17 protein-coding genes are annotated in these 13120 nt (G+C 65.3%); 15 read left to right on the top strand and 2 right to left on the bottom strand.

What is annotated here, in order from left to right; translation table 11 throughout:
• Positions 1 to 188: 188 nt before the first annotated feature.
• From OOK40_RS31490 to OOK40_RS31450, 9 genes are all read left to right on the top strand, one after another.
• Positions 189 to 398 (top strand): hypothetical protein, encoded by a 210-nt coding sequence (locus OOK40_RS31490; protein ID WP_266488366.1) that lies wholly within the window; start codon positions 189 to 191, stop codon positions 396 to 398.
• A 172-nt stretch (positions 399 to 570) separates the two neighbouring features.
• Positions 571 to 786, top strand: coding sequence for a hypothetical protein (locus tag OOK40_RS31485; RefSeq protein WP_266488363.1), 216 nt, complete (start codon positions 571 to 573; stop codon positions 784 to 786).
• Positions 779 to 1510, top strand: a complete 732-nt coding sequence (locus OOK40_RS31480) for a bifunctional DNA primase/polymerase (protein ID WP_266488361.1) — start codon at positions 779 to 781, stop codon at positions 1508 to 1510. Before OOK40_RS31485 ends, OOK40_RS31480 begins: the two co-directional genes overlap by 8 nt.
• Complete coding sequence (locus OOK40_RS31475; protein WP_266488359.1) at positions 1507 to 3126, top strand: hypothetical protein; 1620 nt, start codon at positions 1507 to 1509, stop codon at positions 3124 to 3126. The genes OOK40_RS31480 and OOK40_RS31475 overlap by 4 nt, the downstream gene beginning before the upstream one ends.
• A 389-nt stretch (positions 3127 to 3515) precedes the next feature.
• Positions 3516 to 3872 (top strand): helix-turn-helix domain-containing protein, encoded by a 357-nt coding sequence (locus OOK40_RS31470; protein ID WP_266488357.1) that lies wholly within the window; start codon positions 3516 to 3518, stop codon positions 3870 to 3872.
• On the top strand, positions 3872 to 4834 hold the full coding sequence (locus OOK40_RS31465; RefSeq protein WP_266488355.1) for a hypothetical protein: 963 nt from the start codon (positions 3872 to 3874) through the stop codon (positions 4832 to 4834). Before OOK40_RS31470 ends, OOK40_RS31465 begins: the two co-directional genes overlap by 1 nt.
• Positions 4831 to 5412 (top strand): hypothetical protein, encoded by a 582-nt coding sequence (locus OOK40_RS31460; RefSeq protein WP_266488354.1) that lies wholly within the window; start codon positions 4831 to 4833, stop codon positions 5410 to 5412. Before OOK40_RS31465 ends, OOK40_RS31460 begins: the two co-directional genes overlap by 4 nt.
• Before the next feature lie 1020 nt (positions 5413 to 6432).
• The gene (locus tag OOK40_RS31455; protein WP_266488352.1) at positions 6433 to 6828 is read left to right on the top strand and encodes a hypothetical protein; all 396 of its coding nucleotides are present in this window, start codon (positions 6433 to 6435) and stop codon (positions 6826 to 6828) included.
• A gap of 11 nt (positions 6829 to 6839) precedes the next feature.
• Positions 6840 to 7199, top strand: a complete 360-nt coding sequence (locus OOK40_RS31450) for a hypothetical protein (RefSeq protein WP_266488351.1) — start codon at positions 6840 to 6842, stop codon at positions 7197 to 7199.
• A 145-nt stretch (positions 7200 to 7344) separates the two neighbouring features.
• Here the strand turns inward: OOK40_RS31450 and OOK40_RS31445 are convergent, their stop codons facing one another.
• Entirely contained in the window at positions 7345 to 8448 is a 1104-nt protein-coding gene (locus tag OOK40_RS31445; RefSeq protein ID WP_266488350.1) for a helix-turn-helix domain-containing protein, read from the bottom strand.
• Positions 8449 to 8598: 150 nt separating this feature from the next.
• Here OOK40_RS31445 and OOK40_RS31440 point away from each other — a divergent pair, with 150 nt between their 5' ends.
• The 4 genes from OOK40_RS31440 (at position 8599) to OOK40_RS31425 (ending at position 10911) form a co-directional block, all read left to right on the top strand.
• Positions 8599 to 8793, top strand: coding sequence for a hypothetical protein (locus OOK40_RS31440; RefSeq protein WP_266488349.1), 195 nt, complete (start codon positions 8599 to 8601; stop codon positions 8791 to 8793).
• Positions 8790 to 9011, top strand: a complete 222-nt coding sequence (locus OOK40_RS31435; protein ID WP_266488347.1) for a hypothetical protein — start codon at positions 8790 to 8792, stop codon at positions 9009 to 9011. Before OOK40_RS31440 ends, OOK40_RS31435 begins: the two co-directional genes overlap by 4 nt.
• 37 nt (positions 9012 to 9048) lie before the next feature.
• The gene (locus OOK40_RS31430; RefSeq protein ID WP_266488345.1) at positions 9049 to 9852 is read left to right on the top strand and encodes a hypothetical protein; all 804 of its coding nucleotides are present in this window, start codon (positions 9049 to 9051) and stop codon (positions 9850 to 9852) included.
• Positions 9853 to 10146: 294 nt separating this feature from the next.
• Positions 10147 to 10911 carry an acyltransferase gene (locus OOK40_RS31425; RefSeq protein ID WP_266488342.1) on the top strand — a complete coding sequence of 255 codons (765 nt, stop codon included), beginning with the start codon at positions 10147 to 10149 and terminating at the stop codon, positions 10909 to 10911.
• Positions 10912 to 10926: 15 nt separating this feature from the next.
• On the opposite strand, the gene OOK40_RS31420 is transcribed toward OOK40_RS31425, so the two are convergent.
• Positions 10927 to 11793 carry a DMT family transporter gene (locus tag OOK40_RS31420; protein WP_266488340.1) on the bottom strand — a complete coding sequence of 289 codons (867 nt, stop codon included), beginning with the start codon at positions 11791 to 11793 and terminating at the stop codon, positions 10927 to 10929.
• Between the two features lie 109 nt (positions 11794 to 11902).
• Here OOK40_RS31420 and OOK40_RS31415 point away from each other — a divergent pair, with 109 nt between their 5' ends.
• Complete coding sequence (locus OOK40_RS31415) at positions 11903 to 12475, top strand: helix-turn-helix domain-containing protein (RefSeq protein WP_266488338.1); 573 nt, start codon at positions 11903 to 11905, stop codon at positions 12473 to 12475.
• A gap of 43 nt (positions 12476 to 12518) precedes the next feature.
• Positions 12519 to 13073, top strand: coding sequence for a YbaK/EbsC family protein (locus OOK40_RS31410; protein ID WP_266488336.1), 555 nt, complete (start codon positions 12519 to 12521; stop codon positions 13071 to 13073).
• The last annotated feature ends 47 nt before the right edge of the window (positions 13074 to 13120 follow it).

Genomic DNA, 13120 nt, shown 5'->3' with positions numbered 1-13120 from the left:
TCCCTATAGCATCGGGGATTGCCGAGTGCCTCGCTGGCTCGGATCTGACTCAGCACAACCCTGGTTCGGCGGGTGCCCGGCTGGAATGACTCAGCTGGGGGTCGGCCGTTCGTTACCCGGATTATGCCGACAGGGAATGGATTCTGAGATCGTAGGAGAAGACAGCGCGTTGAGCCAGGAGCTCCGCCATGTCACTTTCTCCCGATGCCGCCAAGGCGCGCGCGGCCGTCGCCGCAAACGAACGCTGGAACCGTCCCGAACAGGCCGACAACGCCCGCCGTGATCTGCGGGTTGCCAGGCTTTCCGACTCAATCCGTGACCTCGTCGAGACCGCGCCGCTTCCCACTCCCGGGCAACTGGCCAGGCTACGTGCCCTGTTGGGTGGCGGCAATGACTGATAACCCCCTCACCAAGACGCAATGTGACCGGGCTCACACGGGAATGCCTTGTGCGGGCCGTACCATTCTGAATAGCAAGCGCGACGCACTCCCGAGCCGCAGGGGAACACGGCTGGCAAATCCTCGCGAACACATAGGGCTTTCTATGCCCGCACGTTCGTGGGAGTACCCCATGGCATCCAATCGCCGTATCTGCGCCGCACGCATCGCACGCGCCAAGCGTTCCAATCCCGAGGCTGACCTGACCGAGCTTTACCAGGACCTCAAGACGGCCCAGGTCGCCGAAGTAATCGAGCGCGTGGTCTCCAGCGCACCCGTCCCCAGCCCTGAGCAACTGGCCCGGCTGCGTGCCCTGCTGCGCCCTGACGGTGGTGGTGGCAATGGCTGACGACAGCCGCGAGGGCCCCACCGTGGAAAGCGGCAAGGCCCCGACTGAGATCGGCACACCAGGCAGCGGCATCGATCACGCGTCCAGGATAACGCCGACAGCGCCCATGGCCTACGCCCTCCGCTACGCCTCCCGCGGGTTGCGGGTGATGTGGGCACCGCGCGGCATGAAACGCCCGGTCGTCAAGGACTGGCCGAAGGCCGCCACAACAGATCCCGTGATCGTTGGGCAGTGGTGGTCGGAGCACCCCGACGCAAACGTCTGCATCGCCACCGGCCCCGCCTCCGGGATCTGGGTTCTCGATGTCGACGACAAGGACGGCCACACGGGCAGCGCCACCCTCGCCGCGCTCGAACGGCAGCACGGTGGTCTTCCGCTGACTTTCACTGTCGGCACCGGCTCCGGCGGAGTCCACCACTATTTCTCGCACGCGGGCGTGGACTTCCCGCTAGGCAACAGCGCCGGGCGCCTCGGGGACGGGCTCGACACACGCGGCAACGGCGGTCAGGTTGTGGCTCCGCCTTCCCGGGCAGACGACCCGTCACACTTCATGCAGTACGTGGTCCTGCTCGACATCGACCCCGTCCCGGCCCCGGCGTGGCTGCTGGACCTGCTGCGGCCGAAGGCAACGTACCCACACCGGACAACTCCTCCTCCTCCTGCCGACCCCGGTGCCCGTGAACGTCTCGCGGCTGCCCTGAGGGCAAGGAGGGGGGAGTCATGAGCGGCTATAACCAGCCGGACAAGCCGGACCAGTGCAGCGCCGACGTAGCAGACCGTCTTATCGGCTACGTGGAGCAGGCCATCAAAGCGGAGACCGCCAACGCCGAAGGCGGAAACGAAGCCCTCAACAACGCCACATTCGCCCTTGCCACTCTCGGCGCGGCCCTGGACGAACTCGATCCCGAACTGCTGCCGCAGGAACGCATCCGCGACCTTATGAACAGGGTTGTGGACGGCTGGATATTCACGGGCGGAAGCGAGCAGACGCAGCGCGGGACCATCGAGAACGCCCTGAAGGCGGGCTGGGCCAAGCCGCGAGATCTGGACGACATCATCGCCACCGTGACCGCCGAGACACCGCCGGCTCCCCAGTACAACGCGCCGACACAGACGTTCACAATTCCGGTGCCGCCTTTCGTGGCCGGTACGGCCGATCAGAGCCTGGCCGACTATCACAACGCCCTGGACCGCTACATACACCTTGAGGACTACACGCCCTACGACGTGGTGCTTGCTACGGCGGTCGCAGCTTCGGTAATCGAGGGTGACCCGCTATGGCTGATGGTGGTCGGCCCCGCATCGGGAGGCAAGACCGAAGCTGTCGCCTTGGCGGATCACCTTGCCGACGAACGCAAGGACGAACTGACGTCACAAGCCGCACTGCTGGGGTGGATTCCGCCGAAGGGCAACAAACCCGGCAAGGTGATCGGCCTTCTGCCACGCATCCCTAATCCGGCGCTCATCACCATCAAGGACTTCGCTCCGCTGCTGGACGCCACGAATAGGGGAGTACGCGACCAGTTGTACGCCGCGCTTCGGGGAATGTACGACGGCCGGTACAGCCGTGACATTGGCGGTGTGGAGCTGCCTCTCGTCTGGGAAGGCCGCGTGGGTCTGCTCGCAGCGTGCACGAACGCGATCGACCACTTCAGTTCGCACTCGACGGCACTCGGACCGCGCTGGCTGTACTGCCGACTTGCCAGCGGGGACCACGACAAGGCAATGGCGCTGCGACGTAATGGCAGCACTGCCGAGTTCCGTAAGGCGGCGCAGCTCATAGCGACGGGACTCATACGGGACGCGCGCACACGGATTGATGGTGTGGAGCTTTCCACCGGGGCACACGAGCAGATCGAGGCCACCGCGAAGCTCACCGCACTCGGTCGCGGTTCGGTACCGAGGAACGGGTACGGCAAGCGGGAGATCGACGGCATGCCCGACGTGGAGGACCCGTACCGGCTGGCTGGACAGCTCCGGCTGCTGACACGCTCCCTCGTCGCCCTCGGCATGGAGGAGAAGGACGCCGTCTCCGTTGCCCGGCGGTGCTCACTCGACACCATGCCGCGCCCCCGGCTCGCGGTGCTGCGGGCACTCCTCGGCGCAGAGAACACGCTCACAGCCGGGACGGTCGCCAGGTCCACCGGCAACGAGCTGTCCCGTGACACCGCATTGCGGAACCTGGAGGAGCTGGAGTGCATCGGCCTGACCCTGTGCGAGCGGCCTGACGAACCGGAGTACTGGCAACCCACTTCGGCGCTGCGGGGCCTGCGAGCCTCCCAGCCCTGGCGGCTCCGCCCGGATCGCACGTCACTGGTGAGAGGGGTAATCGAATTGTGACTCACCGTAATCCCTTTAGACGAAAAGGACAGACCCATCCCCCCATTCCCCCCAAAGATCAAGAAGATCATCGTGAATGCAAGGGGGCCTATGTGCACTTTTCGCCGGAGCCCGGACCGGCGCGATTACCTGGATCGCTGGCGAGGTTGATGTCCCTGGCCAAGAACAAAGGACCGCATTGCCCACGCACTGAAATCCCTGGCCGAGAGGAAGGACCGCAATGACTGGCAACGACACACCAACGCTGCCCACACTCGACGACTTGATGCGAGAGACGGAGACGGACACCGACTTGTTCTGGACACCGCCCTATTGCCCGTGGTGCTCCGACTACTCCGGCACCGGCAAACACGAGCGGTCGTGCCCTGTCGGTCGGGGAGGTGATCCGGATGGCACAACTGGTCGTGGCACTGGTGCCGGGAACCGATGAAGCAAACCTGCTCGCGTTCGCGATAACAGCCGGTCTGGCCAATCCCACTGCGCAGAAGCACCTGAACGTTGAGCAGCGCCTGGCCTTGCAACGCCTTAAAAATGACCTGTCCGGGCAGGGACAGAAATCACGTCCGAATCCGGACCCCGGCGGAGAATGGATATCGACACAAGAGGCCGCTGACATTCTGTACTGCACAACCCGCACGGTGACGCGCAAGGCTGGGCGACTGGGCGGCACGCAGCGCAACGGCAAAGGGCCCTGGTGGTTCGAGAAAGAGGCAGTACTGCGGTACCTGCGCGAGGAGGAGGAGTGATGGAGAGCAAGCACTCATCGGGGCACGTGGAAATTAAAAGTGCCGTCTCCGGTGAAGTCGAGGCAGTCTTCGCCAGCCTGAACTGTGTTGATCGTGATGACGATGTGACATTGCCCGGGGCATTCAAGAGTGGCGCCAAGGTTGCCATCAGCGCCTTCGGTCACAAGTCATGGGAAGGCGTACTCCCGGTCGGCAAGGGGACGATCCACGAGAATGGCAATGAAGTTGTCCTGCGCGGGCGTTTCTTCCTCCAGACCAGTGGCGGCCGGGACGCATTTCAGACTGTGAAAGAGCTCGCTGACGGGCCGGGTATGGAATGGAGCTACGGCTTTCAAGTCCTGGATTCCGATCGAGGGCAGTTCGAGGGGAGGTCCGTCAGGTTCCTCAAGCGTCTCAAGGTTCATGAGGTCTCGCCGGTCCTGCGGGGCAGCGGCATCAATACGCGTGTGCTGGCCGTTAAAAGCTACAGCAGTGTCAAAGACGAATTGAACTCCATCTATGCCGAATTGCAGCACGACATACTGGACGAGATCGCCAGGACGCTTGACCGCGACATGAAGTGTGCCGCAATACAGTCCGAGTTGGAGGCGGCGGCCCGGACTGTGAGCATCGGCTACTCGAACGACCTCGAATGGGCAGTGCTGTCGGAGACGAAGAACGCGGCCAAGGCTGCTGTCGCTGAGTATGCACCGCGCCTCGGCATTGACCCGTCCAGCATAAAGATCAAGTATTTTTCCGAAGAAGCCGACCCCGAGTTCGTTGATCAGTGGAGTCTCCAGAAACTTCGGGGTTATTGCCGCCCCATCGCCGAGCCCAATGTCGTCTGGATCCATTCCGAGCTGGACGCGTGTGATGCATGGAGCGTTTCGGCGCATGAGATCCGGCATATAGCGGGCGGTTCGGAGGATGACGCCATGGTGTACGAAACCGCAGCACGGCTCGACTGGTTGGAGGAGTCATGATGCGCAGGCCAAGAGAAGACAAGGCCGCCTACGCCGACACCAAGAAGTGCCAGCACCCCCGTTGCGAGCGAGAGCTGACTGAATACGGGTGTCGCGTGGTTCGCTTGGGGCTCTACTGCCAGCAGTACGGCCTTTGGCAGTATCACGAACACATGCTGCGGCATCCCGCGCCTGATCCGATCGGCAAGGCCGAACAGGACGTCATCGACGAATTCGCCCCACAAGTGGAGGAGTTGAGCAAGCTCGCCGACGAGGCAACGAAACGCTTCGACGAGGCACAGAAGTCGCATTTCAAAGTGCTGCTGGAACTAGGCCAGTCCGCACTGGAGCCGTCGTCGCCCGGAGCCCCCGCACTGGTGCACAACGAAGACTTTGACGCATCGATCATTCCTCGGCGTCGTCTCTCCCCGCGTGCCGCACGGAATCTCCAGGACCGCGAGGAAGAACTCCGCCGGGATGTCGACGAGGCGGAGCAGCAACTTCGCAAAAGCCGCGACAAGTTGAGCGCGGCGGAGAACCGTTATGAAAGCCGTCGACGCTGGGCCAAGCGCAAGGACCGGGAGGTCGCTGCGTCATGAACACCGCCGACCTGTTCCAGCTCCAGGCCGCTCTCATCAGCATCCAAGACCAACTCGAAGCCTTGCAGAGCGAACTCCAGGGGGGACGGCGGTGATGGGTAGCCCCTGTTGATCTGGTCCTGGGCGGTACCTACTCCACGTCTGGGACTGGCTGGGCAGGAGGCATCTGCTACTCATCTTCCGGGCGTCTCCTGCCAACAGCCCAACGCCAGGACCTGGCCGGGCCGTCCGTCTTCTGGCCATCGCAGCGCCACCCCGACACCAGACACCACCGACACACTCGCAGCCCCGTTTCACGTCAACACAGAGCCCTGATCCGCATCGGAGACTCGCCACAAGGAAGGCCAGACGATGCGGTACACCAAGCCCTCAGCCCACGCCACACCTGCCCCTGCCCAGTCCCCCATGCCCCATGCCCCTGACCCGTCCTCCCTGCCCATGCCCCTGTCCCACACGCCTGGTCTGCTGCCCTGCTCCACCGACGGTTCGATGTGTCGTCATCTCAAGATCGAGATCACTTCAGTCGAAGGGCGCGTTTGGACTCTCATCAACGGCAGCAACGCTCAGTGGATGGAACATCTGGCCGCCGAGCGGCGCGTTGCTCGCGAACAGGCCCAGGCAGCAGCAGCCGCCCAGCCACCGCCACAACAGGCCGCCGCATGAGCCACCGCCACGCGTGCCACGGCCAGGCCCAGGGCCATCGCCATCGGCTTCGCGGGGGACCGGACTTCCGTCACCGGGGCAGGGGTACCCGGGGCCCCCGGGGGGTGGGGGGTCGCCCCTGCAGAAATGGCTCGGGAGACCCCGCCCTCCTTCCCGCTTCTCTCCCTACTCGGAAACTTCGAATCGATCATGGCTGCTCCATACGGCCCCCACGTGGGTCTTCACAAGGTGCGCCGGTTCAGGGGTTGAGGAATCTTGGAGGGCATGGCTCCTCCACACGATCTTGATGTACGGATCTGTCGCCTACTCGAAGCCGTCCGGGGTGAACGTGGGCATCAGTACGCACGGAATGACGCAATGAACGTTGTGGCGGCCGCCCTCCTGGGTTTCGAAGGTGTATTGATCACTCTCATCCCTGACATGGGGGGAGTGCAAGAGCACTGGAGAGGGGTGACGCTGGGGCTGCTTGGGGCCAGTATCGCTATCCTGCTGTGGTGCCTTATGGATCTTCCCCTTAACCCTTTGAAATGGAACAAACCCACGGCGACGAAGAGTCTCGATGTGAGCGCGTTGGGTAGCTATCTTGCGCAACCAGCCAGATTCATTAGCCAGCAGCTCTACCTCGCTGAGACAAAATTTGTTGTGGAGAACCACGGGGAACTGCTGATTCCGAAGCGACGTAGACTGATGACGGCCACTGGACTGTTCGCTTTGGCCTTCGCCGCTTTGGGTGTAGGTGCTTGGGTCAAGTAAGGATGGGTGCCATGAACCCCGAGCAAGCTCGTACTGAGGGCAGTACCCACGAAGCCGACGAGCCTCGTGAGGTCGACCAGCTGGTCACTGCCGTGATGGAGCGGATCTCGCGCCGGTTGCACATTGAAGAGGGAACAGGGCCCCAGGAGGCTGGTGGCCCTGAGGGTGCTGAGCAGCCGGAGCTAGAAGCCGTCGAGGTGATCACCGATGAACGTGGAGTTCCGACTGGACTGAAGATCACCGATGCATCGGGCAACGTCTCCGAGATCACTGCAGACGACAGCCTGACTGGGGCCCTAGACACAGGGCGGTACAAAGTCGCCGAGGGCAGCGAAGCCAATCAAACTGAGACGACCAGTACCAGGTCCTGACGGTTGGCCAGCGCAGCCCCGGTCGTCGCGACAGCCCTCGCCAAGGCACCGAGCACTGCGGCGAACCCTGCGTCCATGGCGCAGACTCTGGCCGACCGTGCTTACCGGGCGTCGGAGGTTCGGCGAAGATGCGTACGGTCATCGGCTACGCCCTGATCTCGTCCATCAGCATCCGCAGCGTCAGCGAGTGCTTCTCCGGCGGCAGTGCATCCATCGCAGCCTGCGCGTAGGCAGTTCCACCGGCCCGGTCGCCCGCGCGTGCCAGCATCAGCCCACGGTGCAGCTCCAGATGTGTGGCAAACCTGGGCAGGCTGTCCGGCAGTTCACGCCGTGCCTGTTCCTGTGCCTCCACTGCGCCTCGTTCATCGCCAAGGCGTGCCAACAACAGTGACCGGAATACATTCACCCGCCACCACGGGACGGCGTAGTCACTGGTCTGCTCGTACGATCCGGCCTGGTCGAAGATGCGCTGGCCCTGCTCTGCCAGCTCCAGTGCAGTGGCCTGGTCCCCGCGTAGCGCAGCAGCGTGCGCCTTACCGTAGACGGCGTTCAGCAGCCCCAGCGACGGCTTGACGCTGATGGCCATGGCCTGGTCCGCCAGCATGTCAGCAACACCCAGCGACGCACCTTCGTACCCGAGGGCGATAGCGGCACGGCCACGCACCCAGACCCGGGCATCGTCATCGCCGGACTGGTCGGCCGCTTGTGCTGCCATGCGGTACCAGTGGACTGCCTTCGCGCCGTCGCTGCCTGGGAACGTCTTGGCGTACAAGGTCATCAGCCGGCTGGCTACGGACCACAGTCGAGGGTCGTCCAACTGCTGCTGTACCACGACCAGTTCACCTGACACCCGGCGTTGGATGTCAGCCGCGCCCAGCGACATGTACTCGGTTCCGTACGTGGCCAGCTTGGCTTCCCACGCGTCCGCCGAAGGGCCGCCGTTGAGTCGAGCAGCGAAGCCCTCGGACAGTAGGTCTGAGGCAACCACAGGGGCTATGGCGGCACCCGCCGCATCGGTCAGGAAAGTACGTCGGTCCACTTCACCTTCAAGGACAGCCAGCGGGACATCGAGCACGGCGGACAAGCAGCGGAGGTAGTACGCCCCCGGCTTTACCTTGGAACGCTCCCAGTTGCTCACGTACTCCCGCGTGAGGGTCGTACCGAACTGGTCGTTCACTGTCGACGCTAACCGGCCTTGGGACCAGCCGCGTGCCTTGCGCAGCTCCCTGATCAGTTCCCCGATGCCCATGGGTTCCATCTTGCTCCTACAGATGCCACTAGACAGGCAAGTTCCCCTCTGCTCAGATCACTTCACACTACGGATCACACTATTGATCCGTCGCCATAGAGACGACTCTAAGGAGCGCGCTGGTACGACCACCGGAGGGACGAGGCGACCATGGCAGAGACCCAGAAGCCACAGTGCTACACGCTTGCGGAGCTGCCCCCGGAACCGTCGCCCGTGCCTGGCTGCGCCGACTGCCTGTCCATCGGGGTACGGAAGGCCAATGCACGTTCGGGCGGGGACTTCAGCGGCGCTTCCGATGCGAACGTCGCGCTGATGACGCACCTGGCCGAGGAGCACGACGGATGACCCGCGCGACACTCCGCTATGTCCTGCACCGCATCACCGAGCACCCGGACACGGACGTGACATTCGAGGCCGAGTGCCTGTGGTGCGACTGGCAGGCGACGCCCTCAACGGACACCGCTGCTGTCGACGTGGAGTGCATGAGCCACACCGGCCGCAGCGGCCACAAGTCGTTCCGGCGGCTGCGCACGTCGTTCGCCATGGTCGTGCGGGCCGAGTGACACAGCGTTGTCGGTGGTGGCTGTCAGAATGCTCTACATGGGTGAAGAGCTGTCGTTGGGCGACATCATGCAGAACAACCCGATCGACCAGTGCGGGGAACCGTTGCTGGCTGCTGCTGCCACCCTCCTTCATCAGCAGGGTGATACCGAAGCCGCAGTAATCGCCACTGACGTGCTCGCCGTCGACGTGTCCCTGTGGAACTCAGGCGATTACCAAGCGGATGAGTACGAGGTGTACTTCACTGTGGAGCCGCACCTCGTCCCCCAGTTCACTGAGGCGGTGCTGCGACGCATTGAGGGAGGCATGCATGCTGTGATGCCTAGGAGATCCGCGATCATTATCGAGTCCATCGAGGTCTGTCCGGTGGTCCCGCTCCCCAGTGCGGACTGGCGGAAGCCACTGCGGTCGGTCAACGGTCCACAGCCTACGAACCAGGCTCGCCGGGCCCGCCTTGAGCCGGAGCACAAGCACCCGCACGAGGACCAACTGCATTTCACCAACGAGTGGGAGCACGGCGTCTACCGAGTGCTCAAGGCGCGGCAAGCGTCCCTGCCAGACAACGAAACCATCGGGATCATGCCACTGGGCGGGATACGAGTGCTCGGGTCTACGCGAGAGCCCGATTTCTTGATCACCTACAAGGGCCGTGCGGGAGTCATCGAGGTGGACGGTCCGCACCACGAGGGGCCGCGCCGAGCGTCTAACGATCACAGCCGGGACAACCTGCTGATGCATGCCGGGGTCGAGTGGGTGAGTCGCCTCGACGTGCGGGACGTAAAGACGAAAGCCGAAGTCGAGAAGTTCGTCGACAACTTTCTTGCGAGGCTCGGGCGGCGGTAGGCGCGACCTGAGCCGACGTGGCTCAGCCGCGTGCTACAGCTCAGGACACATCCGGGACATATGCCAGCCAGAGACGACTGGAAACAACCATCACTGACCGGTGCCATCTGTGCAGCTCAGAGGCACTTTCCCTGCATCCCCCCAGGTAGCCAGGACACCGGATAAGTACTGGTCCTACTGCTGCCCCGACGCCCGTTGCTGTTCCCGAGGGATGCGCTGGACACTGAGGGGCCCGCGCTGGAGCCTCCGCCCCTGGCGGCCTGGGGCGCGACGGCTCGGGCTAGGCTGCCCCGCATGATCCGAGCGAGGCGGCCAGGGAACCACGGAGCGAACAGCTCTACGTTCTCATCGCTCGCCGCCTGGCGGCGGCGCGTCCTCACGCGCGCCGTCCAGTGCGGCTGGCGCTGGGTGCAGGACACAGGCGCAGTCACGGCGGAGCACCCCGGCCCACTGCGCTTTCGCCGGCTCGGCTCCGGCACCCGGCTCGCCTTCCCGCAGGGCACCGTCTTCGGCGAGGCCTGGATCGAGCTCGGCGACCACTGCATCATCGCCGAACAGGTCACGCTCACAGCGGGGATGATGCCCGGTCTCGACCTGGGCGCCGACCCCATTCTGACGCTCGGCGACGGTGTGGTCCTGGGCCGCGGCAGCCATGTCATCGCCGACACGAAGGTGACCATCGGCTCGGACACGTACTGCGGGCCGTACGTCTACATCACCTCGACCAACCACAGCTACGACGACCCCCATGAGCCGGTCGGCAAGCAGTGGCCCCGCACCGAGCCGGTCGAGATCGGCCCCGGCTGCTGGCTGGGCACGGGTGCGGTGATCCTTCCCGGCGCGCGGCTCGGCCGCAATGTGGTGGTCGCGGCGGGCGCCGTCGTACGCGGCGAGGTCCCCGACCACTCGGTGGTTGCCGGTGCCCCCGCCCGGGTCGTACGCAGCTGGGACCAGGTCCGCGGCTGGCAGCCCCCGCTGCGCACGCCCGCTCCCGTGCCGATCCCGGAAGGCATCACCTCCGAGCAGCTGCTGGCGCTCGCGGAGCTGGAGGAGAGCTGACGGCAGGGGCGGCGATCAGCCCGTGGCCAGCAGGACCGTGCCCACCAGCGCGAGCCCCGCGCCCGTCGCCTGGACCGCACGCAGCCGTTCCTTGAGCAGCAGGAGCGCGGCGAGGACCGTCACCACCGGGTAGAGGTTCGCGAGTACGGCGGCGACGGTGACGGGGCCGTGCTGCGCGGCGAGGGAGTAGGTGCCGTTGGCCGCGACGTCGGCGAGGCCGACGAAGGCGAGCGCCGGGATCGAGGCCCATACGATCCGCATCCCGCCGTCCTCGGGCAGGGCCCGCGCCCCGCGCTTCACCGATACGAACAGGGCCGCGCCGCCGACCGTCACATTGGTGACGCGCTGCACGAACAGGGCCAGGAACAGGCCGGTGATCGTGGTCGAGGCCTCGGAGATCAGGGCCATCACCGCGCCGAAGCCGAAGGCGGCGAGGAGGGTCAGCAGGATGGCCTGACGCTGCACCGGCGCACCGCGCAGCTGGGGTCCGCCCGCCAGCACGATTCCGGCTACGGCGACGGCGATTCCGGCGAACTGCAGCAGCCCGGGCCGCTCGCCGAGGATCAGGCCGATGCCGACGGGCACGGCGACGCCCAGTGAGCCGAGCGGGGAGACCACACCCATCGGGCCGAGGGCGAGCGCCTTGTAGAAGGCGAGCATCGCCACGGGGCCCACGGCACCGGCCGCGACGGCGTACCAGAGCTGCGGACCGGCCTCCGCCCAGCCGCCGGTGGCGATGACGACCGCGCCGAGTACCACCACCGCGATCGCCTGCGAGGCGACGACGACCGTGAGGGCCGGCATACGTCGCGTCAGCAGTCCGCCGCCGAAGTCGGCCAGACCCCACAGGAGGCTGGTGGCCAGGGCGAACAGTGCGGTCATGGCGGGCCTCGCAGTACAGTGCAGTGAACGTTTGGGTGCGCCACACGGTAGTGCAATGTATTGAACTCTGTCATCCAGAATATTGGACGGCCGGACAGTTGGATGGAATGTGTCGGACCTCGATCAGCTCACCCAGTCGCTCGCCCGCAATCTCAAGCGCTGGCGCGGCGAGCGGGGGTTCACACTCGATGCCCTCGCCGCCCGGGCGGGAGTCAGCCGGGGCATGATCATCCAGATCGAGCAGGCACGTACGAATCCGAGCGTCGGGACCACGGTGAAACTCGCGGACGCCCTCGGCGTCAGCATCACCACGCTCCTCGACTACGAGCAGGGCCCGCAGGTCCGCCTCGTACCCCCGGAACAGGCCGTCCGTATGTGGTCCACAACGACCGGCAGCTACACGACCCTGCTGGTCGGCACCGAGGGGAACGGTCCCCTCGAACTCTGGGGCTGGAAGCTGATGCCCGGCGACACCAGCGAGTCCGACCCGCACCCGGACGGCACGGTCGAGCTACTCCACGTCACCGCCGGCGAGCTCACCCTCGTCGTCGACGGCGAGCCCCACGTCGTAGCGGCAGGCACCTCCGCCACCTTCGAGGCGAACACTCCGCACGCCTATCGCAACGAGGGGGACGAGCCGGTGGAGATGACCATGGCCGTCTCGATCCCGCCCGCGCGCTGAGAAGCTCAACCGCCAGTGTGGGAGCGGCTGTTAGCGTGGCCCAATGCGCGCTCCCATCGGCACTTTCGACGACGCCCGGCCCGCCGTCGACTGCCTCGAACTGCTCACTGAGCCTGTTGCCGACGCCGTGCGGGAATGGCACGGCGACATCCCCGTCCAGCAGCTGATCTACGTCGACACCGACCCGGAGATCGCGGACACCGCCGCCTTCGTCGAGCACTACGGGCGGGAGCTGCTCGAACAGTCGGCGAACTGCGTGGTCGTCTCGGGCAAGCGCGGCGGCGAGTCGACGCTCGCGGCGTGTGTGGTCCTGTCCAGCACCCGGGTGGATGTGAATGGGGTCGTCCGCAAACAACTGGGCGCCCGCAAGGCGTCGTTCGCCTCGATGGACACGGCGGTCGGCGAGACGGGGATGGAGTACGGCGGCATCACACCCATCGGGCTGCCCGCCGAATGGCCGCTGCTGGTCGACTCCTCGGTGGTCGACACGGAGTGGGTGCTCATCGGAAGCGGACGCCGGCGCGGGAAGCTGATCGTGCCGGGGAAGACGTTCGTGGAGCTGCCGGGCGCGGTGACTGTCGAAGGACTGGGAACCTAGCTCTTGGCCGTTCGGCGTGGCGCGCACAGGACAGGCGGCCAACGGGG

The organism is Streptomyces sp. NBC_01481 (assembly GCF_026339995.1).
GTDB lineage: Bacteria > Actinomycetota > Actinomycetes > Streptomycetales > Streptomycetaceae > Streptomyces.
This window is presented reverse-complemented; position numbering and strand designations above follow the sequence as displayed.

Bases quoted from the DNA above. Each gene is read 5' to 3' on its own strand.
- OOK40_RS31465 (WP_266488355.1), top strand. From the start codon at position 3,872: ATGGAGAGCAAGCACTCATCGGGGCACGTGGAAATTAAAAGTGCCGTC.
- OOK40_RS31460 (WP_266488354.1), top strand. From the start codon at position 4,831: ATGATGCGCAGGCCAAGAGAAGACAAGGCCGCCTACGCCGACACCAAG.
- OOK40_RS31490 (WP_266488366.1), top strand. From the start codon at position 189: ATGTCACTTTCTCCCGATGCCGCCAAGGCGCGCGCGGCCGTCGCCGCA.
- OOK40_RS31420 (WP_266488340.1), bottom strand. From the start codon at position 11,793: ATGACCGCACTGTTCGCCCTGGCCACCAGCCTCCTGTGGGGTCTGGCC.
- OOK40_RS31480 (WP_266488361.1), top strand. From the start codon at position 779: ATGGCTGACGACAGCCGCGAGGGCCCCACCGTGGAAAGCGGCAAGGCC.
- OOK40_RS31410 (WP_266488336.1), top strand. From the start codon at position 12,519: ATGCGCGCTCCCATCGGCACTTTCGACGACGCCCGGCCCGCCGTCGAC.
- OOK40_RS31425 (WP_266488342.1), top strand. From the start codon at position 10,147: ATGATCCGAGCGAGGCGGCCAGGGAACCACGGAGCGAACAGCTCTACG.
- OOK40_RS31430 (WP_266488345.1), top strand. From the start codon at position 9,049: ATGGGTGAAGAGCTGTCGTTGGGCGACATCATGCAGAACAACCCGATC.
- OOK40_RS31440 (WP_266488349.1), top strand. From the start codon at position 8,599: ATGGCAGAGACCCAGAAGCCACAGTGCTACACGCTTGCGGAGCTGCCC.
- OOK40_RS31435 (WP_266488347.1), top strand. From the start codon at position 8,790: ATGACCCGCGCGACACTCCGCTATGTCCTGCACCGCATCACCGAGCAC.
- OOK40_RS31470 (WP_266488357.1), top strand. From the start codon at position 3,516: ATGGCACAACTGGTCGTGGCACTGGTGCCGGGAACCGATGAAGCAAAC.
- OOK40_RS31455 (WP_266488352.1), top strand. From the start codon at position 6,433: ATGAACGTTGTGGCGGCCGCCCTCCTGGGTTTCGAAGGTGTATTGATC.
- OOK40_RS31475 (WP_266488359.1), top strand. From the start codon at position 1,507: ATGAGCGGCTATAACCAGCCGGACAAGCCGGACCAGTGCAGCGCCGAC.
- OOK40_RS31445 (WP_266488350.1), bottom strand. From the start codon at position 8,448: ATGGGCATCGGGGAACTGATCAGGGAGCTGCGCAAGGCACGCGGCTGG.
- OOK40_RS31485 (WP_266488363.1), top strand. From the start codon at position 571: ATGGCATCCAATCGCCGTATCTGCGCCGCACGCATCGCACGCGCCAAG.
- OOK40_RS31450 (WP_266488351.1), top strand. From the start codon at position 6,840: ATGAACCCCGAGCAAGCTCGTACTGAGGGCAGTACCCACGAAGCCGAC.